Annotated in this window: 18 protein-coding genes; 14 read left to right on the top strand and 4 right to left on the bottom strand. The window is 59.1% G+C overall.

Annotated features, from left to right (window positions below):
* Window positions 1-60: 60 nt before the first annotated feature.
* On the bottom strand, window positions 61-1,269 hold the full coding sequence (locus P0D68_RS18675; RefSeq protein ID WP_408298813.1) for an MFS transporter: 1,209 nt from the start codon (window positions 1,267-1,269) through the stop codon (window positions 61-63).
* A 725-nt stretch (window positions 1,270-1,994) separates the two neighbouring features.
* Here P0D68_RS18675 and P0D68_RS18670 point away from each other — a divergent pair.
* The 13 genes from P0D68_RS18670 (at window position 1,995) to P0D68_RS18610 (ending at window position 16,638) form a co-directional block, all read left to right on the top strand.
* Entirely contained in the window at window positions 1,995-3,230 is a 1,236-nt protein-coding gene (locus P0D68_RS18670; protein WP_091801246.1) for an urea ABC transporter substrate-binding protein, read from the top strand.
* Between the two features lie 66 nt (window positions 3,231-3,296).
* Entirely contained in the window at window positions 3,297-4,166 is an 870-nt protein-coding gene (locus tag P0D68_RS18665) for an ABC transporter permease subunit (RefSeq protein WP_408187737.1), read from the top strand.
* Between the two features lie 18 nt (window positions 4,167-4,184).
* Entirely contained in the window at window positions 4,185-5,246 is a 1,062-nt protein-coding gene (locus P0D68_RS18660; protein WP_408187743.1) for an ABC transporter permease subunit, read from the top strand.
* The gene (locus tag P0D68_RS18655) at window positions 5,243-5,953 is read left to right on the top strand and encodes an ATP-binding cassette domain-containing protein (protein WP_408187736.1); all 711 of its coding nucleotides are present in this window, start codon (window positions 5,243-5,245) and stop codon (window positions 5,951-5,953) included. Before P0D68_RS18660 ends, P0D68_RS18655 begins: the two co-directional genes overlap by 4 nt.
* Window positions 5,950-6,657, top strand: coding sequence for an ABC transporter ATP-binding protein (locus tag P0D68_RS18650; RefSeq protein ID WP_091801237.1), 708 nt, complete (start codon window positions 5,950-5,952; stop codon window positions 6,655-6,657). Before P0D68_RS18655 ends, P0D68_RS18650 begins: the two co-directional genes overlap by 4 nt.
* Window positions 6,658-6,670: 13 nt before the next feature.
* On the top strand, window positions 6,671-7,657 hold the full coding sequence (locus P0D68_RS18645) for an acetamidase/formamidase family protein (protein WP_007176236.1): 987 nt from the start codon (window positions 6,671-6,673) through the stop codon (window positions 7,655-7,657).
* An 80-nt stretch (window positions 7,658-7,737) separates the two neighbouring features.
* On the top strand, window positions 7,738-8,892 hold the full coding sequence (locus P0D68_RS18640) for a transporter substrate-binding domain-containing protein (RefSeq protein ID WP_408298810.1): 1,155 nt from the start codon (window positions 7,738-7,740) through the stop codon (window positions 8,890-8,892).
* A 1-nt stretch (window position 8,893) separates the two neighbouring features.
* A complete protein-coding gene (locus tag P0D68_RS18635) occupies window positions 8,894-9,544 on the top strand; it encodes an ANTAR domain-containing response regulator (protein WP_091801231.1) in 651 nt (216 codons plus the stop codon).
* Between the two features lie 58 nt (window positions 9,545-9,602).
* Window positions 9,603-10,367: an SDR family NAD(P)-dependent oxidoreductase gene (locus P0D68_RS18630; protein WP_408187734.1), complete on the top strand. Its 765-nt coding sequence runs from the start codon at window positions 9,603-9,605 to the stop codon at window positions 10,365-10,367.
* A gap of 28 nt (window positions 10,368-10,395) precedes the next feature.
* A complete protein-coding gene (locus P0D68_RS18625) occupies window positions 10,396-11,940 on the top strand; it encodes an amidase (RefSeq protein ID WP_408187733.1) in 1,545 nt (514 codons plus the stop codon).
* Window positions 11,941-13,542: 1,602 nt separating this feature from the next.
* Window positions 13,543-13,872 carry a hypothetical protein gene (locus P0D68_RS18620; RefSeq protein ID WP_408298807.1) on the top strand — a complete coding sequence of 110 codons (330 nt, stop codon included), beginning with the start codon at window positions 13,543-13,545 and terminating at the stop codon, window positions 13,870-13,872.
* Window positions 13,873-15,433: 1,561 nt separating this feature from the next.
* Window positions 15,434-15,721 carry a hypothetical protein gene (locus tag P0D68_RS18615; protein ID WP_408187132.1) on the top strand — a complete coding sequence of 96 codons (288 nt, stop codon included), beginning with the start codon at window positions 15,434-15,436 and terminating at the stop codon, window positions 15,719-15,721.
* Window positions 15,718-16,638, top strand: a complete 921-nt coding sequence (locus P0D68_RS18610) for a YncE family protein (RefSeq protein WP_408187133.1) — start codon at window positions 15,718-15,720, stop codon at window positions 16,636-16,638. Before P0D68_RS18615 ends, P0D68_RS18610 begins: the two co-directional genes overlap by 4 nt.
* A gap of 18 nt (window positions 16,639-16,656) precedes the next feature.
* Here the strand turns inward: P0D68_RS18610 and P0D68_RS18605 are convergent, their stop codons facing one another.
* The 3 genes from P0D68_RS18605 to P0D68_RS18595 all read right to left on the bottom strand — a co-directional run bounded on the left by P0D68_RS18605 (window position 16,657) and on the right by P0D68_RS18595 (window position 19,933).
* Entirely contained in the window at window positions 16,657-17,586 is a 930-nt protein-coding gene (locus tag P0D68_RS18605; RefSeq protein WP_408187134.1) for a LysR family transcriptional regulator, read from the bottom strand.
* 116 nt (window positions 17,587-17,702) lie between these two features.
* The gene (locus tag P0D68_RS18600) at window positions 17,703-19,280 is read right to left on the bottom strand and encodes an aldehyde dehydrogenase (NADP(+)) (protein ID WP_408298804.1); all 1,578 of its coding nucleotides are present in this window, start codon (window positions 19,278-19,280) and stop codon (window positions 17,703-17,705) included.
* Window positions 19,281-19,297: 17 nt separating this feature from the next.
* Window positions 19,298-19,933 (bottom strand): cysteine hydrolase family protein, encoded by a 636-nt coding sequence (locus P0D68_RS18595; protein WP_408187136.1) that lies wholly within the window; start codon window positions 19,931-19,933, stop codon window positions 19,298-19,300.
* Between the two features lie 282 nt (window positions 19,934-20,215).
* On the opposite strand from P0D68_RS18595, the gene P0D68_RS18590 reads away from it, so the two are divergent.
* Complete coding sequence (locus P0D68_RS18590; protein ID WP_408298802.1) at window positions 20,216-20,713, top strand: winged helix-turn-helix transcriptional regulator; 498 nt, start codon at window positions 20,216-20,218, stop codon at window positions 20,711-20,713.
* Window positions 20,714-20,847: the final 134 nt, after the last annotated feature.

Here is a 20,847-nt window from a genome sequence, read left to right as displayed (position 1 = left end):
ACCTGGTACGGATGGGGCGTTTGTCCGCACCGGACTGAACATTTTTTGTCCAGTGTCAGTTCATGTTTCATCCCAAGGAGAATGCGTCATGACAAAGAGCGCAATCAGCGTCGCGATACAGAATCCCGCTCCCGCATAAAATGTTGCGCTTGCTCCCAACCTGTCCCAGAGCTCACCGGCCACGAGGCTTGCCACAAGAGTCGCCAATCCACCAGTGAGATTGAAGAAACCAAACGCTGTCCCTTTCAGATCGGGCGGCGCAGCTTTCGCAACCATGGTCGCCAGCAAACCTTGCGTGAGGCCCAGATGCAAGCCCCACAGAGCGACGCCGGTTAGCACGACTGGCCAGTGACTTCCGTGCGCAAGCACGACATCCGACAGAATCAGTACGACGAGACCAATGGCCAGTAGTCGGGTGTGGCTCATGGAGTCGGCTAGCTTGCCAAAGGGGTAAGCTGACGCTGAATACACCAGGTTCATAACTACCATGACGAGTGGTACTAGCGCCACGGGTATACCCCCTTGCATCGCGCGCAGGACGAGAAATGCTTCGCTAAACCGAGCAATCGCGAAAACCGCGCCGACAAATACCACCCACCAGTACGACCCGCTCAGCTTCTTCAGGTTTTCGAGTTTCAACGGATTGACGCGCGTCGCGCTTGACCGATGCGTAGGTTCCCTAACGCCAATCACAAGCAATCCGACTGCGACTATGCCGGGGATGACCGCCACCCAGAACACCATGCGGAAGTCGTTTGCCCAAAGCACCATCAAGCCGGCGGCCAGCAACGGACCCAAAAACGCGCCGACAGTGTCCAGCGACTGGCGAAGGCCATACGCAGCGCCGCGCAGGTGCGGGGGAGTGATATCGGCCACGAGCGCATCGCGCGGCGCGCCTCGCACGCCTTTGCCGATTCGGTCTGCCACTCGCGCTGTCAGGACAATTCCCGCCGTCGGTGCTAGTGCAAATAGCGGCTTACTCAGCGCGCCCATGCCGTAACCAATGACAGCGAGCCATTTCCGGTTGCCAAGGTAGTCGCTTAGCGCGCCGGAAAAGATTTTCACGATGGGCGAGGTCGCTTCAGCGACACCTTCAATGAGGCCGACCATCACGGCGCTTGCCCCTAGACTCGTCACCAGGAACATCGGAAGAAGGGCGTGGATCATCTCCGACGAGATGTCCATGAACATGCTGACGAAGCCGAGCAACCAGATACCTTTGGGGATCTGACTGAGTGTGCGGGGGCGAGGCTTGATGTCGCTTTGCATTTTTCTCGATTCTGGAATTCACGATTTCGACGTCGATACGGTTGCACGTCACCTTATCGACGAAGTTGTGGGAGCAATTGATTGGTCCACAGCTGTGCGGCGCCGAAATTGCGTGCAACGTACCCTTTTTGCCAGAAGACTTCGCGCCGATCGTGTCTGCGAACCCTCTGGGACCCTATTTACGCCAATACCGTGCAGGCGATCCGCTATACGGTTGCCGTTCATATCGCGATGATAGCCGCAACCATGATTCCCGGTCTTGACCAGGTTCTCTCGCAAACGGACACCCGGCCGCGTATCCAGGCGTCCCTTCAGTGTCGAAAGTGCCCATTCGTCGACGCCGGCTGCAGACGTTTGCAACCGCTGTCAGCGAATAGTTGAGGAAGAAAGCAGGCGGCGCCATCCGTAACAGCATCATTTAATGTCGGTCAGTCGGACAACGCCGCTAACTCCACCACGCTTCACCAATCGGAGAACCCGGTATCGACTTGCCCCCGCCCAGCCCCCTCTCGCAAGGCCCCTCAAAATTTTTGTCCGCAGTTGACAAATAAAAATATGGCGTTTTAGACTCAGGTCACTCCCTCGAGGCCCGACAAAGATGTCCGCCCGAGGACCCGGCACAGAAGCCCCCTGACGAACTCGCCGTTCGTCAGGGGGCTTTTTTTGTGCCCGTTTTTTTCCTTGTTCCAGCGCTCACGTCTGGCGCCCATCTCTGGAGAACCCGCATGTTGCTGAAGCTGTCGGGCTGGATGCGTCTCGCCCTTACCGCAGGACTCGCACTGACTTCGCTCGCTTCGAGCGCCGCTGATCCCGTAAAGATCGGCTTGCTCGAAGACGCCTCGGGGAATTTCGCACTGGCCACGATTCCCAAGATTCACGCCACGGAACTCGCCGTCGACGAGATCAACGCGAAGGGCGGCATTCTCGGCCGCCCGGTGAAGCTGATCGCTTACGACACACAGTCGGACAACACCAAGTTTCAGGAATTGGCCCGACGGCTCGTGCAGACCGACAAGCCGGATGTAATTTTCGGCGCGTTCTCCAGCGCATCGCGCGAGGCGATCCGCCCGATCATGGACCGCGCGCATCAGCTCTACTGGTACGACAATCAGTACGAAGGCGGCGTCTGCGATTCGAACACCTTCGTTACCGGCGCGGTGCCCGAGCAACAATTTTCGACGCTCATTCCGTGGATGATGCAGAAGTACGGCAAGAAGGTATACACCATCGCGGCCGACTACAACTTCGGGCAGATTTCGGCGGAGTGGGTACGCAACATCGTCAAGGAAAACGGCGGCACGATGGTCGGCGAGGAGTTCATTCCTCTGTCGGTATCGCAGTTCGGCCAGACCATTCAGAACATCCAGAAGGCGAAGCCCGACTTCGTGGTCACACTGCTGGTCGGCGCGAATCAGTCTTCGTACTACGAGCAGCAGGCGTCGGCGCATCTGAATCTGCCGATGGCGAGTTCGGTGAACGTCGGTCAGGCCTATGAGCACAAGCGCTTCAAACCGCCTGCGCTGAAGGACATGTACGTGACGGCGAACTACGTCGAAGAGGTCGATTCGCCCGCCAGCAACGACTTCAAGAAGCGCTTTCACGCGAAGTTTCCGAATGAGCCGTACATCAACCAGGAAGCAGCAAACGCCTACGACGCCCTCTACCTCTACAAGGCCGCGGTCGAAAAGGCGAAGTCGACGAATCAGGACGCGGTACGCAAAGCGCTCGAAAGCGGCGACATCTGCACGACCGGCGCGCAAGGCAAGGTCTGCATCGATCCGAAGAGCCATCACGCGAGTCACACGATTTATCTTGTGCACGTGAAGGAGGACCACTCGGTCGAGATTCCGAAGGTCTGGGAAGACGTGCAGCCCTACTGGCTCGGCAAGGTCGGCTGCGATCTGCCGAACCGGCCGGATCATCGTCAATACACGCCGTCGAACCTGCCCAAGAAGTCCTGATCCGAAGCCGGCGCGCGGGAAAAGCAGCATGCTCGCGCGCACCGGCCTCCTGAACGTGGAGCACGTATGGCCACTTTGTCGGTTCTCTATTCGCTCATCTATCAGTTCGGCGACAACTTCGCCTATCTGGTGCTCGCGGCGCTCGGACTCGCGGTAATTTTCGGCATGATGGGGGTCATCAATCTCGCGCACGGCGAGTTCATCATGTGCGGCGCGTACGTGACCATCATCACGGCGAAGCACGGTGCGCCGCTGCCGCTCGCGATGCTGTCCGGCGCGCTTGCGGCGGCGCTCGCGGGCGTCATCATCGAACGGCTGGTGATTCGCCATCTCTATGACCGTCTGTTCGACTCCGTCGTGGCAACGTGGGCAATCAGCCTGATCGTGCAGCAGACCATGCTGCTGGTCGCAGGTCCGTCGATCGAAGGGATCGGCACGCCGTTCGGCTCGTTTTCGCTCGGCGAGTATTCGTTCTCGACGTATCGTGCCGTGCTGCCCGGTATCGCGCTCGCCATCCTGTTCGGCCTCTACCTGCTGTTCTTCAAAACCAATTACGGCGTCTGCGCGCGCGCCACGATCCAGAACGCGAATATCGCGCAATGCCTCGGTCTGCGCACCGACCGGCTCTATACGCTGACCTTCGCGCTGGGCGCGGGCCTCGCGGGCCTCACCGGCGCGCTCTACGCGCCGACCATGACGGCGGTGCCGACCATGGGCAGCAATTTCATCGTGCAGGCCTTCGTGTCGGTAGTGGTTGGTGGTGCCAACGTGATCGCGGGCACCACACCGGCGGCCGGCGTGCTCGCGATCATCCAGACCGCGCTGACGGCGTCCTACGGGCAGCTGTTCGGACAAATCGGTCTGCTGGTGACCGTTATCGTCGTGATCCGGCTGATGCCGCAAGGTCTCGGCAATCTCTTCACCCGCTTGCGCTAGGAGGCAGACGTGACGCAAATGAAAGGGCCTTCGACCAGCGCCGCAACGCGCGCGTTGCATACGGTGCCGTGGCTCGTGGCGCTATGTCTGCCGCTCGTGGTCGATGCGAACACCAGCGGCAATCTCGCCTACTGTCTGCTGTGGGCGTTCAGCGCGCTCGGGCTCGCCGCGATGTGGGGCTACGGCGGCATCCTGTCGTTCGGGCAGACCGCGTTCTTCGGGTTGTCGGGCTACACCTACGGTATCTTCACGCTCAACTATGGCGACACGTGGTTCGAGTCGTGGCTCGGGCTCGGCGCGGGCATCGTGGTGAGCATCGTCGTCGCTGCGTTGATCGGCTACATGATTTTCTATGGGCGCATCAAGGGCGTGTTCATCGGCATCGTCACGTTGTCGGTGACGCTCGTGCTCGAAACCTTCATGTCGCAGACGGCAGGGCCGCAATGGGCGATCGGCGAGGCGCGGCTGAACGGCTACAACGGCATGGGCGGCATGCCGCAATTGACCGTTCCGTGGCCGGGCGGCCCGCTCACGCTGGAGAACGTGAGCTTCTACTACCTCGTGCTGCTTCTGCTGATCGCGGTCTACGCGATCATGCGCAGGCTGCTCGACGGCACCTTCGGTTTGACCCTCATCGCTATCCGGGAGAATCCGCAGCGCGCGGAGATGCTCGGCGTCGATATCCGTCGTCATCAACTGATGGTGTTCGTGCTCGGTTGCGCACTGGGCGGATTGTCGGGTGCGTTGTACACGATCTGGGGTTCCTACATCACGCCGTCGACAATGGGCCTCACCGCTGCCGCGATGCCGGTGATCTGGGTCGCAACGTCGGGAAGAAAGAGCATTGGAGGAACGATCATCGGCACCGCCTTGCTCGTGTGGCTCTCGCAGAATCTCGCGGTATATGGCAGCCAGTACGCGCTGATCCTGCTCGGTGCGATTCTGCTGATCGTCGTGCTGGCCGCGCCAGAAGGTCTGCTGCCGTTCGTCGCGCGGCATCTGCGGCGTCTGTCGAGCCGCACGAGCGGCGCTTCGCGCCACGCCGGCGCATGTCTGAAGCGAGAGGAGGGCAAATCATGACCACGCTGCTCGAAACGCGCGGGCTCAAGAAGCATTTTGGCGGCGCGCATGTGATCAATGGCATCGACTTCCGTATCGAGGCGAACGAGATTCGCTGCGTGATCGGGCCGAACGGCGCGGGCAAGAGCACGTTCTTCAAGCTCATCACGGGCGAGCATCGTCCGTCCGAAGGCAGCGTGATGTTTCTCGGCAAGGACATGAGCCATGTGCTTCCACACGAGCGCATCCGTATGGGCATGAGTATCAAGTTCCAGATTCCCGGCGTGTTTCCCGATCTGAGCGTGCGTCAGCATTTGCAACTGTCGCTGCATCGCGCGAAGGACGACCGGCCCGAGAGTCTCGACGAACTGCTGCGGCGCTTCATGCTGGAGAACGAAGAGCACATGCTCGCGCGCAACCTGTCGCACGGCAAGAAGCAATGGCTCGAAATTGCGATGGCCGTGTCGTTGCGGCCGAAGCTGCTGTTTCTTGATGAACCGGTGGCGGGCATGTCGGTGGAAGAGACGCATGCAACCGGCGAACTCATCAAGCGGCTGTCGGCAGATGGCCTCACGATGATGGTGGTCGAGCACGACATGACGTTTGTCAAGCAGATCGCCTCGCGCGTCACGGTGCTGCACGGCGGCAGTCTGCTCGCCGACGGGCCACTCGACGAGATCCTCGCGCGCGACGACGTCGCGGAAGTCTATCTGGGGAAGAAGAAATGAGCGCGTTGCTGGAGGTGTCGAACGTTGAAGCGGGATATGGCGGCGGACGTGTGCTCAACGGCGTGTCGTTCGGCGTCGGGCGAGGCGAGGTGCTGGCCCTCATCGGGCGCAACGGGGTCGGCAAGACGACGTTGATGCGCGCGCTGATTGGTCTTGTCAGGCTCGATGCCGGCGAAATCAGACTCGAAGGCAATGCGATCGGCCACGACAAGCCGTATGCCCGGGCGCAGAGCGGTATGGGCTATGTGCCGCAAGGGCGCGAGATCTTCGGCGCGCTGACCGTTGCCGAGAATCTGCAGGTCGGCGCGCAGGCGAATCGGGCGCGCGCCGCGGGCATGAAAGAGAAAGTCGTCGGCTATTTTCCGATTTTGAAGAAACGCTATACGCAGAAGGCGGGAACCATGAGCGGGGGCGAACAGCAGCAGCTGGCGATTGCCCGCGCCCTGATCAGCGCGCCGAAGGTGCTGTTGCTCGACGAGCCGTCCGAAGGCATTCAACCTTCCATCGTCGATCTGATCGGCGACACGCTGCAGCATATCGCGCACGACACGGGTATCGGCGTGGTGCTGGTCGAACAGGATATGGGCATGGTCGAGCGTATCGCGAATCGCTGCTGTGTGATGGACAAGGGCCGTATCGTCGAGACATTGAGCCCCGAACAACTCGGCGACGAACAATTGATTCGCCAGTATCTGGCACTGTGACGGAGAGCGGAACATGAAATGGCTTGAAGAATCGATCATGATGAAGCGCGGTGTCGGCGCCGATCGCGAGCCGGTGGAGCATCATCTCACCGAGGAGATGCAAAAGACCTATCACTACACGATCGGCCCTTATTCGCAGCCCGTTCTGCACGTCAAGCCGGGCGATCGCGTGGTGGTGGAAACGCGCGACGCCTTCGAAGGCAAAATCAGGGAAGAGACCGACAAGCCCTCGCAGGTGCTACAGGTGCCTTTTCTCAATCCGCAGAATGGGCCGATCATGATCGAAGGCGCGGAGAAGGGCGACGTGGTCGCGGTATACATCGAGAAGATGGCGCCGCGCGGCGACGATCCGCACGGCTTCTGCTGCATGATCCCGAACTTCGGCGGGCTGACCGGCACGGATTACACGGCGTTGCTCAACGAGCCGTTGCCGGAAATCGTACGTAAGATAAAGATCGACGAAGAGAACGTGTACTGGAGCAAACGCAATACGCTGCCGTACAAACCGCATATCGGCACGCTGAGTCTTTCTCCCGAAATCGATTCGATCAATTCGCTCACGCCGGACAATCACGGTGGCAATATGGACGTGCCTGACATGGGGCCGGGCAGCATCACGTATCTGCCGGTGCGCTCTCCGGGCGGGCGGCTATTCATCGGCGACGCGCACGCCTGTCAGGGCGACGGCGAAGTGTGCGGCACGGCCGTCGAGTATCAGAGCACGACGACCGTGCGCGTCGATCTCATCAAGAAGTGGCAGATCGACTGGCCGCGCCTGGAGAACGAGGATGCGCTGATGAGCATCGGCAGCGCGCGGCCGCTGGAGGACGCAACGCGCATCGCCTATCGCGAACTCGTGCTGTGGATGGCGGCGGAGTATGGCTTTGACAAGTGGGATGCGTACATGATGCTGAGCCAGGTCGGCAAGGTACGTCTCGGTAATTTTGTCGACCCAAAATATACGGTCGGCGCGATGGTCGCCAAGCACTACCTGAAGTAACGCATCAACCGGAAGAATCGAAGTAAGACGACCAAAGCGCGGAGCTTATGCGCCGCGCGCATCCGAGAGCACGTCAAGAAATGGCATTATCCGATCCCATCCGTGTGGGCCTGCTTAGCTCGACGACCGGCTCGACCGCGTTGCTCGAACAGTCTCAATGGCGCGGCGCGTGCCTCGCCGTCGAGGAGATCAACGCGCGCGGCGGCATAGGCGGACGCGAACTCGTCGCGCTTCACTACGATCCCGGCTCCGATCCGGCCGCGTTTCGGGAACTGGCGGAGCGGCTTATCGTGAAGGACGGCGTCAATACCATTTTCGGCGGCTATACGTCGACCAGCCGCAAGGCGATGCTGCCCGTCGTCGAGAAGCACAACCGGCTGCTGATCTACGCGCAGATGTACGAAGGTTTCGAGTATTCGGACAACATCATCTACAGCGGCGCGTCGCCCAACCAGAACGGTGTGCAACTCGCCGACTTCATGACGGAGACGTTCGGCGCGCGCGTGTACTTTGTCGGTTCGAGCTATGTCTATCCGTACGAATGCAACCGGACGATGCAGGAATTGCTGCTGCAGCATCCCGAAGGCGCGATCCTCGGCGAGCGCTATCTGTCGCTCGATGCCACGCGCGACCAGTTCGACCAGGTGGTCGCGGATATCGGGCGGAAGTCGCCGGACTGGATCTTCTGCACGGTGATCGGAGAGACGGTGCCTTATCTCTACGAGGCTTATGCGCGCGCGGACCTCGATCCGGCCAGCATGCCGATCGGCAGCCTCAACACCTCCGAGACCGAGATTCACGCAATGGAACGCGGCATCGCGACAGGGCATTTCACGGCTGCGCCTTATTTTCAGAGCATCGATACGCCGGAGAATCATCGCGCCGTGCGACATCATCAGGCGCGCTTCGGCGCGCACACGCCAACCGACATGAACTGGGAAGCCGCCTACTATCAGATGCATATGTTCGCGGAAGCGTTCGCGCGTGCCGGCTCGGATGAACTCGACACCATCATGCCGCATCTGCTCGGCTCGGAGTTCACCGCGCCGCAAGGCCGGGTGCGCATCGATCCGGTCAATCATCACATGGCCCTTTATCCGCGCATTGGCCGCGTCAATGCCGATGGCCAGTTCACTATCCTGCGCGAATCGAAGTTCGCCGTCGGCCCGGATCCCTACATGACGCGTCAGACGCTCGGGGACTGGGTCACGAAATTGAGCACGCGGGACTACTGACGTGAGCGCGCGCCCGGACAGAGGCCAACGCAGCCTCACGAGTTCGATCCTCGAGCGCAATGCGCGCGTGGTCGTTTTTCATCCCGACGACGACGACGGGGTGACGCTCACGAACCACCTTCGGCGCATGGGCTTTCAGGTCGAGCGATGCTGGCCGCCCGTGGACACGCTGCCGGAGCGCGTCGACCTCGTGTTCCGTGCATTGCGGCCTGACGAGCGCGCGCCGAAGGGCGAATGGTCGGGACCGGATGCGCCGCCCGTGATCTGTGTGGTGGCCTACGAGAATCCGACCTTCATCGATCAGGCGATCAAGCTCGGCGCGGATGGCATCGTAACGACACCGGTGCGCGCTTCGGGATTGCTGTCCACGGTGGTGATGGCGCTATATCACGCAAAGCGTTCGCGCCAGCACGCGCAGCGTATCGCCAAGTTGGAACAGAAGCTGCTCGACAGCCGGCATTTGCAGGAAGCGAAAAAAATTCTGATGACCATGCATCGCGTGAGCGAACGCGAAGCGTACGACATGCTGCGCGCGCAGGCGATGGAGAAGCGCATAACTATCGACGACATCTGTCACTCCGTCATTCAGGCAGGCGAAGTGCTGCAGATTTCTCGCGGCATGACGTCAGACGAGGGGCGCGATAAAGAGTGAGCGTGCTGTCGCTCGATCGATTAACGGACACGCAAACACCTGCACAGGAGTTTCGAACATGGATCTACAACTGAAGGGTTTGAAGGCGATCGTGACCGGCGGCACCAAGGGTATAGGGCTCGCCATTGCACGCACGCTCGCAGCAGAAGGTGCCGAGGTCGCCATTTGCGCACGCGATCAGGCTGCCGTCGAGGCGACCGTTAGCGCGCTCGCCGAACTGAGCGGCGCGCGCGCATCGGGCGCGGCAGTCGATGTATCGGATGGTGCCGCGCTGAAAGTGTGGGTCGAGCGTATCGGCTCGGAGTGGGGCGGCCTCGACATCGTCGTGGCGAATGTGAGCGCGCTCGCAATCGGCAACGACATTGAATCGTGGCGCAAGGAATTCGAAACCGATCTGCTCGGCACCGTCAATCTCGTCGATGCGGCGATGCCGTATCTCGAAGCGAGCCGGGCCGCGTCGATCGTCGCGATATCGAGCGTCTCGGGACGCGAGATCGATTTCGCCGCGGGTCCTTATGGTGTGTTCAAGGCCGCGCTCGTTCATTACATGCAGGGGCTCGCGAACCAGCTCGCGTCGAAGGGCATTCGCGCGAACACGGTTTCGCCCGGGAATGTGTATTTCGAGGGCGGCGTGTGGGACTGGATCGAGCATAACGATGCGGCGCTATTCGAAAGCGCACTTGCATTGAATCCGACTGGGCGAATGGGGCGCCCGCAGGAAATCGCTAACGCGGTGGCATTCATCGCGAGTCCGGCGGCGAGCTTTGTGAGCGGGACGAACTTCGTCGTCGATGGAGCACTCACGCGCGGCGTGCAGCTCTGACACACGGTCAAATCAACAGGAGCATGGAATGGAACGAGGCAGTGCGATGGATATCGATCTGGACGCCCTGACGGTCGAGGCCGTGCAGGCGGGTTTCAAGGCGGGCACATTCACGGCCGAGCAGCTGGCGCGCGCCTGTTTCGACAGAATCGGGCGCGACAACGGCAAGTACAACGCAGTGATTTTCCTGAACCCGGCGGCTATCGACGACGCGCGCCGGATCGACGAACGGCGCGCTGCCGGCGAACCACTGGGTCCGCTTGCCGGCGTGCCGGTCGTCATCAAGGATCCCATGGACATGGTCGGCTTTCCGACTACCGCGGGATGGGCGAAGTTGTACAGCAAGAGAGGCGGCGTCGACCTGATGCCAGAGCGTGATGCGCCGGTCGTCGCACGGATGCGCCGCGCGGGTGCGATTCTGCTCGGCAAAACGAACGTCCCGATCCTGAGCCACACCGGCTCGCATGCGAACGATAGCTGGGCGGGCCCCACGATCAATGTCGTGATGCCCGATCGGGTGCCGGGCGGCAGCAGTGCGGGCACGGCATCGGCGGTGGCGTCGTGCATGGCCGTACTCGGCCTCGCGGAAGAGACCGGCGGATCGATTCAGAACCCCGCGTCGGCGCAGAACCTCGTCGGAATCAAACCGACTATCGGGCTGGTGCCGAATGCGGGCGTGGTGCCGCTGTCGGGTAATCGCGATGTGGTGGGGCCCATTGCACGAAACGTGCGGGATGCCGCGCTGTGCCTCGACGTGCTCGCGGGCTATTCGAGCGAAGACCCGAAGACACTCGCGAGCGTCGGCCGGCAACCGGAAGGCGGTTATACCGCGGCGCTGGACCCGAAAGCGCTGAACGGCAAGCGCATCGGCCTGTATGGCCCGGGCTGGCGCAATCAGCCTTTGTCCGATGAAGCTGCCGCGCTGTATGAGCGGGTCAAGGACGAACTGGTCTATCTGGGTGCGATTCTTGTCGACGATCCGTTCGCGGGCTCGGGGTTCGCCGAACTGAGGAAGCCGACTCCGCCGCTGGCGCATTTCGATGCGCGCGGTCTGGAGTCGATTCCGTACGATCTGGAAAAGTATCTTCAGCGGCTCGGCAAGCATGCGTCGCTCAAGACCTTCGCGGAATTCGCTGCGGCGACGAAAGATGACGATGCTTTTGGGGCGCAAGGGATACTGCGGTATCTGCATAGCCTCGCGGATTTCACGGCCGCGCTGGCTGATCCATCGGTGCCGCCGGAGATGCCTGAGTTTGTCGAAGTGAAGGCGCGCTATCTGCGGATTTTCAATGCGGTGATGGATGCGCAACAGCTCGATGCACTGGTGTTTCCGCAGATGCGAGGTGAACTGCCTCCGCTTCACGGTCAGGATGTCATTCAGGAGACGACGGTAGGCGAGATCAATATTGCGGGCTTGCCGGGGATTGCGGTGCCTGCGGGGTTTTATGCGTCGGGTGCGCCATTTGGGTTGATTTTTGTGGGGCGGCAATGGGATGAGGGGGCGTTGTTAGGGTTTGCGTATGCTTATATGGCCCTCACTCCGCGCTCGGATCGGCAACGCGACGAGCGTTGATCACGATGACGTCACGCGCCAGGGTCATTCGCATCTTACCCACGGCGAATCTACGGGGCGGTCCGATCTCCTGACCGGCCCCGGTTAACCGGCGGCTGCGACGGCTTCAGGTCGCAAGCTCGCATGGAATCGTCCACTTTCACGAGCCCTCGTTGATGCGGCGAGGGCGATTTGCTGACGACGGGCTTCACGGGATATCGCGCTGATGTGGTGGTAGAACGGCGCAGCTTTCTTGGAGGTGACTGGCTCGCCGGACGAAGCCCATATGGCCGATAGTGCTCGTACGTAAAACTATCCGCCTGAGAGCCGTCGGTATCGCTTCACTATTAAGCATCAGAGTTCAGATCGGAAAATTCCCAGACATTTTTACGTATTTTTTGGAGCCACGTAAAACATCGCTGTAAAAAGATAAGACGTAATTCTATCAGGACGACACAAGTGGACATAATCCACGGTGTCACTTAAAGACCGTGTCCGGGCCGACCCGCCACGCAACGCCGGCGTGACTTTCCGGCAGCGGACATCGCATGGGCACAACGGGCACACTGGTATTTCATCAGCCAACCGGGCCAGATGAGCCGTTCTGGCGGCGGTATGAGGAGCTGTTCGAAGTGGGTGTCGTGTATCCGGCGCCAGACGGCGTCAACCGGGTGGGATCACCCATTGAACTTGCCTCACAGTGCTCGAATTCACCCTTCCGAATTGTGCGTCTTGCGGTAGCTACGAATGGTCGTCATGGCGTGAGAAGAGCCAGCGGTCGCGCCTCTGTTTGACGGACCGTTGTGGGTCGACTTCGGAAGATCGCGGCTCAAAGCAATTGCGCTGCGCATCGGCTTTCGACGGTTTTCCGGGTTAGGCCAGGAACCGTCGATCAGCAAGAGGTGCAGTTATTGAAACCTCGTGGAAGGAGGGAGGGAAGGACGGAAAGACGGACCATGGAGCAGACATGTCTTTCCGTGCACGCAAGCTCACCCGTGGAGCCCTCGGCTGCCTTCCGACTTTTACGCATCGTCAGCGCCCGACGACGTTCATGCCGATCGCATCACTATCGTAATTTCATCCGGCGCTTCGGATCCTTAGCCGCGCCTGCATTTCTTGAAAAAACCTCGAACGGATATTGCTTGACGAATAGCTCGCGCATAGCCAGTTCGCAACGTCGTCATGCTGGGCCCATTTCGAATATTGATTATAACTGGCGTGATACCGCTGAGCCGGCGGTGGCCCTCGGGACCCGAGACCGGACTGATCGGGCGGAGCTGCGGCCACGAAACACGGGCATTAGCGACGGAAGTCGCGGAATTGCCGGGAAGGGGCCGGCGGGGAAAAGGAGCACGGTGCAAAGTGTAGTGCTTTACCGGTTCTTGTCCGCTCCCGCCAGAGGTGCGAAAGCGTCGCCTGGACGAAATTTGCGTCTCTTTCTCACACTTGGTATGTTTGTATGATATTCATAGTGATATACTCGCCCCGGCATCGACGCCTGCCAGCGATTCAATGTATCGGGTGATATTTTAATCGTGCAATCGGCTGGAAGCGCGCGAGCGGACAGGTGCACGCACGGCAGTCACTACTTCAATCAAACAGCACAACGTCATCGGGGATCATATGTCCATTCAGACGAACAACTCCGTCGAATTGAACCTTCAAAGTAATAGCGGCGACTCGATCCGATCGGGTACCCGCAATAGAGACAAGCCGACTTTTGCCGAACTACTGGCTCAACTCACCGACTACACGAAGGGCACGACTAGTGATCGTCTGCAAAAGATGATTCTCGCGAAGCTCGGCGTGACGGAAGACGATCTGAAAAATATGTCGCCTGAAGAACGTGACAAGGTGATGAAGAAAGTGCAAGAGTTGCTCAAAAAAGAGATGGATGCACAAAAGCAGCTCGAAGAAATGAAAAACGGCCAAAAGATCAGCGTGTCAGTTTGATAGCTTAGCGTCGTAAAAAGCACGCGGCGGAGCAGTCGCGTACGGCAGGTTGCTCCGCTGGTTTGTTTGCTTTTTTGTGTTACTCAGCGCTAGCTAGCATGTACGGATCCGCCACTCGCTTTTATCGCGGAATAGCACTTAACAGTGCGCATTGAACGGTTTATCTATTCTTGTGCTCTTCAAGCTTGCCAACGTTTTTGGATGTCCCCACAAAGTGCACCGATTGAACGATCTGACTTGATAGCGCAGACGATGCCGGTGCTCTCGTCGTATGTAGCGACGTCGCAATGCTGATCATCTTCCCAGACTAGGGCGCAGGTAAAAGATATCAAACACGACAGAAACAGTCGCACGCGTAATTCATCGTCAAATTCAGGTACGGCGAGTGAGACGTGCACGACGTTGCTGTCGAGCACTTAACCGTGCAGCAAAACTACCAGTCGCGACAAACGCGCGAAAAATGCGCGGAACATGATCATCCCCGCGAAACTGTTATGGTTGTGCGACACCGAACCATGCCCCTCTGGGCAACGTGTAGTCAGTAACTCGGCAGACGGATCGCGACACTCCCGATAAGTTTTCGAGGGAAAGGTGGGGTCTCGTCGCCACACTCACGATTTCGGTAGTCGCGTCGTCTGAATGACAAACCGCGTATCAACGTTTGATCCGTCTACCGTTGGAGTCAAACCTGGCACTTCACGGGACAAAGAATCAACGAAGAAGGCCGCGACGCTTCACCTTGGTCTGACTTTCGATAAACCTTGGTATAACAGTGCGATACAACTCTGCGGCCATGCTATTCGTTTATCCGATGGCGCTTCTCCGGGCTAGACACTACCTTTAACACAAGCTTGATGAAAACAACAAGGTAGGGGAGATTGGATCTGTTGTTTGCACTTCGCGCATCAACCGTTTCGGGAGTGGAACATGTCTACGTCAATCGCGCTAATGGCCAATGGCTACCTTGAGATTCTCTGCGTCGACCCTTGGCTTGCAACATTTCACCGACAATACCTTGTACGACACACTGTCGATTATGCAGATGTTTGCCTCCAGTAGCAGCTGCGAGTCGATAACGCGAACGGGCAGATACGCGGGTGCATATGATCTCGATATGTAGGGCGCTTTGTACAGGGTGGCTTCGATTTCATCCGTCAGCAACTGATCGAGCATCAGCAGTCGCTTCATAACATCTTTGCGGCTTAGTTCAGGTCGACCTCAGAGGCGTCTGCTGACGAACATCCGAATTATCCATGATTGGCGTCGTTTGTGACGAAACGCCACTTGGCTTGCCGCACGCCAGCCGGACATTCTCTCGTGAGATAAACGTTGCACCATTGATCTGTCATTTTGTTTTTCTAGCAAAGAGGCTTTTTCCGGACACGGTATTTTTCTATCGAAGCATTATTTTTAGACTGCATGCAGGTGGTTTCAGTCATTGAGAAACCTGAATCCCCCCGCGCAACATGACATGTCCGATGCTCACACGAAACGATCAAGTCATTAAGTAAGCGGTACGGTGTGCACGTTCCACTAGCAATCTAAATTTGAAGGAGTTTTCATGCAGTTTCTTTTTGCAATGCGAGTCAAGGGAGAAGTTACTCCCATAACGACCGAGGAGCGCGAGTTGGAGGTCGCGTATGTGCAGAAGAGTTATGCACTCGAATCGGTACGTCAAGTGTGGTCGCGCACGGACGCGGCCGGTGCCTGTCTGCTGATTGAGGCGGCAAGCAAAGACGAAGCTCATGCCGTGATCGAGGGATTGCCGCTGATGAAGGCCGGCAAACTTGTCATCGAGACGTTCGTCCCGCTCCGGGCCTATGGCGGCTTTGCTGCTGCAGCGAAATGATGAACTATCCGGTTTCTGAAGGCTGTCAGCCACGAATGGCCACGTCGGGCGACCTTCGCCTCTACTTCCTTGACCACGGTGGCGACCGGGTCTTGTCGGCAATGAGCGACGGTAGTGACCTCACGATCCTCGTCAACGGACATTGCGCGGGGCCGGACGGGATCGCAATCGATGCTGCACGCGGTCACGTTTATTGGACCAATATGGGCGTTCCGTCGCGTAACGACGGCTTCATCATGCGATGCGATCTTGATGGCCACCACGTTACGAGTATTGTGCCACCGGGGTTGACGCATACTCCCAAGCAGTTGGTTATAGAGGCGATAGGAGGGCATCTTTACTGGTGCGACCGCGAGGGCATGCGGGTGATGCGCTGCAAACTCGACGGATCGTCGATCGAAACGCTCGTGCAAACTGGCTTTGGAGCCTCAGATCAGGCGGATGCGCGCAACTGGTGCGTCGGCATCGCGGTCGATGTCGACCGCGGGCATGTGTATTGGACACAGAAAGGCGCATCGAAGTCCAACACAGGGCGCATCCTGCGTGCCCCACTCAATGGTCTGAAGTCAAGCGAATCTCCTGCCTCGCGCCGCGATATCGAAACACTTTTCAGCGCATTACCTGAGCCCGTCGATCTCGAACTGGATACTGCGACGATGACGCTCTATTGGACCGACCGCGGCGCTCCACCGTTCGGCAATACCCTGAATCGAGCGTGCCTGGATGCAAGCGAATTGCAGCGCGAGGTCCTGCATGGCGGATTTCGGGAGGCGATTGGATTGTCAGTGCATCCGAAGCGGAACGCTGTCTTTCTGAGCGACCTGAACGGTTCGATTTACAGAGTCGCGCTCGGCGGTCAAACGGTTTCTACGGTGCTCCGGGATATAGGGAATTTGACTGGCATCACCGCGCTCTAATGGATGCCTGCTATCGGTTCATGCATTCAGCGCGGCCTCTTGCAACGCGATTCTTGCGCTGAGTTCGCGCTTCAGGAAGTCGACAAACGTGCGGATCTTCGCATCGACGTAAATGCGGGAAGGGTAGACCGAATAGACGTTTCGAGTAGGTAGCTGAAACTCAGGCAGAACCCGGACTAACGCGCCGCTGCGAAGATCGTCGATGGCTGAATAGACCGCCAACGCGCCGATGCCGGCACCGGCGAGCAGGGCGGCCCGCAAGGCTGCCGGGTCGTTGACCTTGAAGCGCGCTTTAGAGACATTCGAAAACACGTCACCATCCGGGCTTTCGAGTTGCCAGCCATCTGTTGATGGTGACGCTGGCGACTGCAAGCGAATGCATTCATGACGGTCAAGATCTTCCGGCGATTGTAGTGCACGATGCTGCTCCAGATACGAAGGAGCAGCGACCAGCACGCTGTAACTGCTGCCGGTTATGTGGCTGACGTAGTCCGAATCGGGAAGCGTCGGCGCTGTCACGACGGATACGTCAAACTGCTCCTCGACGAGTCTCGGCATCGTCGCGGACAGTGTCAGTTCGATATTGACGTTCGGATAACGCCGCTGATAGTCGACAATGCAAGCCGCGAGATGCGTCTGTCCAAGTCCTGGCATCGCGTGAACGCGCAGCTTGCCGTACGGTTCGATTAGCGCGTCGGCTGCTTCGGCGTCGGCGTAGTCGAGGTCGGCCAGAATCTTCTGGCAGCGCTGATAGTAGCGAGCGCCGGCTTCAGTAGGGGTGATACGGCGCGTCGTTCGATGAAAGAGGCGCACGCGCAAATCATCTTCGAGATCGGAAATGGAGCGTGAGACGTGTGCAACGCTGGTATCCAGAACATTGGCCACGGCGGTGAAGCTGCCAACTTCGATGACGCGCGAAAAAACGCGTATGTTGTGAATCTTGTCCACGAAACGATATTCCTTCAGAGGGGCGCTGCGCTGACCGCCCCAGGAGGACGCCGAGTCAGCCCGCAACGTTGCAACAGGCACAGTTGCGGGCTGCGCTTCTTCGGTGTCAGACCGGATCAGATTTTAGATATCTCGCCATCGACCAGACGCCAGAGATCGCACGGATTGGCATGCTTCAATGCTTCAGGTAGCAGGTCATCGGGGAACCCCTGATAGCAGACCGGCCGCAGGAAACGTTCGATCGCACTCATGCCGACTGAAGTGAAGCGGCTATCGGAAGTTGCGGGGAACGGGCCACCATGAATCGATGCATAAGACACTTCTTGCGGATGCGCGAACGCATTGATCACGATACGCCCCGTGCGGCGCTCAAGTATTGGCAACAGGCGCGCGGCGAGTGCGTGATCGGCCTGATCGATCTGCATCGTCGCGGAAAGTTGACCACGAAACTGCTTCGCGATCGCAATGAGCTGCGAGATATTCTCCACGCGCACTAGCAGCGCAGCAGGACCGAAGACTTCTTCTGACAACGACGCATCTTCAAGCAGCTGCGCACCGTCGACTTCGAAGAGAACCGATTGCCCGTCCCACGCACCTTGCGCTTGGCCGCCCGCGGCAATACGCTTCGCGCCGGCTTCGGCCTGGCGCTCCACGTTTTTGCGATAGGCCGTGTTGATCCCTGGTGTCAGCATCGTGCGCGCATGCATTGCTTCTACGCGGGCGACCATCGCGCTCTTCAGTTCGGCATAGCCGGGGCCGTCAATCGCGAGCAGGATTGCGGGCTTCAGACACGCCTGACCAACTGTGACAAGCATGCGTTCCGTAAAGCCGTCGCCGATATCGCCACCTCGAGCAGCGAGCGCCGCCGGGAGCACGAAGGTCGGATTGACACTCGTCATTTCGGTAAAGACGGGAATCGGATCAGGACGTTGCTGCGCGCGCTGGAACAACGCCATGCCGCCGCCTTCCGAACCCGTAAAGGTCACGCCCTTGATGAGCGGATGATCGACCAGCGCCTCGCCGATTTCATTGCCGCCACCGCGGACCAGAGAGAACACGCCTTCGTGCAGGCCGGAATCCTTGACCGCCTGCTGGATCACGCGGCCCATCAGCTCCGATCCGCCAGGATGCGCGTTGTGCGCCTTCAGTATGACGGGACAGCCAGCGGCCAGCGCCGACGCCGTGTCGCCCCCTGCGACTGAATACGAGATCGGGAAGTTGCTCGCACCGAAGATCGCAACGGGACCGAGCGCGATCTTCTGCAATCTATGATCCATCCGCGCGCGCGGTTGACGCTCCGGCTGGGCGGCATCGATGGTCGCCTGACGAAAACGTCCCTGACGGACGACAGTCGCGAACTGACGAAACTGGGTCGCGGACTTGGCGGTTTCGCCTTCGAGTTGCGCGATGGGCAAACCTGATTCAAGCGCAATGCGTTGCGCGAGTTCTGGCGTGATCGCGTCGAGGCCGTCGGCGATGCGTTCAAGGAACGCGGCACGGTCTTCAAGGCTCGTGTTGTTGTAACTGTCGAACGCGTCATCCGCCAGTTGCGCGGCGCGATCGACTTCCGCGCTGCTGCCGAATGCGAAGGACGGTTCAATTTCGACGTTCGTCGCCGGATTCAGCGCCTTCATGGTGCCAGCGGTCGCGGACACTTCCTGCGCGCCGATCAGCAAATTACCTGTGAGTTTCATGTTGGTCTCGTCGCGGTTCAGGCGGTGGTGCTGGTGTTGAGAGCGCCGATGAGTTCGGCTGTCGTCAGGATCTCGTGGGCGTACGTCGGGCCGTTCAGTTCATGCGCGGCGCGCATCATTTCCTGCGTGAAGGCGGCTGTTGCGTCGCGCACGAGCGTGACGTGATAGCCGAGTTCCATCGCGAAGCGGCTCGTGGATTCAATGCAGGTATTGGCCAGCAGACCCACGACGATCACGTGCGTGATGCCTTTCTGCTTCAACTGGAAGTCAAGATCGGTGTTAGCGAAGCCGCTCTGGGCCCAGTGTTCCTTGATGATGATGTCGCCTTCCTGCGGCACGAAGTCGGGGTGCCATTCTCCACCCCATGTGTCCTTCGCAAAGGTGTGGCGTTGCTGCACGAGGCGTTGGGTCGGGTTGGGATGATCCCAGTTCTCGTAATCGCCGGGTTGCCAGCGACGGTGTGGCACGTAAAACACCTGGACATCCGCCTCGCGCGCGGTCGCGACTGTGTCGCGCAGGTTGTCCAGAAGGCGGACATCGTCGGCGATTGCCTTGATCATCGGGAACAGCTTGCCGCCGTCCGAGAGAAAGTCGTTATACGGATCGACCAGCAACAGACCAGTGCGCTCCGCGCGATAGATAAGATTAGCCATTACGTCTTCCAGTTAGAAAGTCTTTGCGAACAAGCTCGCGTTTCGTCGGCGCCGACATGCTTTTGTCAAACGAATCGTGACGTCTCACGCATCGCATTCAGTGCAAGCAGGATATAACTATGAAAAACATAGTGTCAAGTGCCAAACGGACTGGGGCGGGATCGGCGGGCCGGGTGCACGCGTGCTCAAAACGCCCGTGATGCCCGAATCGCGGGCGTTCGCGGCGCACAACCTGGGCAAAGTCTGTTACTATGCAATTCATAGTTTCAGTGGAGAAGGGTTGTGGCACGTGATTCAGAAGGGGCAAATACCGTATGTCCGGTCGCGCGGTCCTTGGATGTCGTTGGTGATCGGTGGACAGTCCTGGTTCTGAGAGAACTGTCGATGGGCGCGACGCGTTTCGAAGAAATACAGATCCAGACCGAAGCGACGCCCCAGATGCTGGCGTCGCGACTCAAATCGCTCGAGGCCGACGGGATGATTGAACGTCACCCGTACAGCGAGAGGCCTCTACGTTATGAATATCGACTGACGGAGAAGGGGCGATCGTTTTATCCGGTTATTTACGCGTTGCGCGCATGGGGCGAGACCTGGTGCAAAGATCGGAGCGAGGAGATCGCAACCCGTTTCGTCCATCGCAAGTGCGGTCACGATGTGGGTCTGGGATCGGTATGTCCGAAATGTAAGGTGCCTGTCGAACGTAAAGATCTTGATGCGTCGATGAGCAATCAGTTTGCAACGGAGCGTGCGGAGCGGCGCGCGGCGTTTAAAAGAAAATAGGCTAGTCCCGGGTTGTGTAAGTTTACTCAAGAAACTTTTGATATCTGACGGCGTCTGAGGGTCCTTGTGGGACTCGCGGTCCCCTTACACGCCGGCGATCCAATAGTGCTCGCGTCCTGGACGGGCAGCAGCGC

The organism is Paraburkholderia sp. RL17-380-BIE-A, assembly GCF_046028085.1.
Classification (GTDB): domain Bacteria; phylum Pseudomonadota; class Gammaproteobacteria; order Burkholderiales; family Burkholderiaceae; genus Paraburkholderia.
This window is presented reverse-complemented; position numbering and strand designations above follow the sequence as displayed.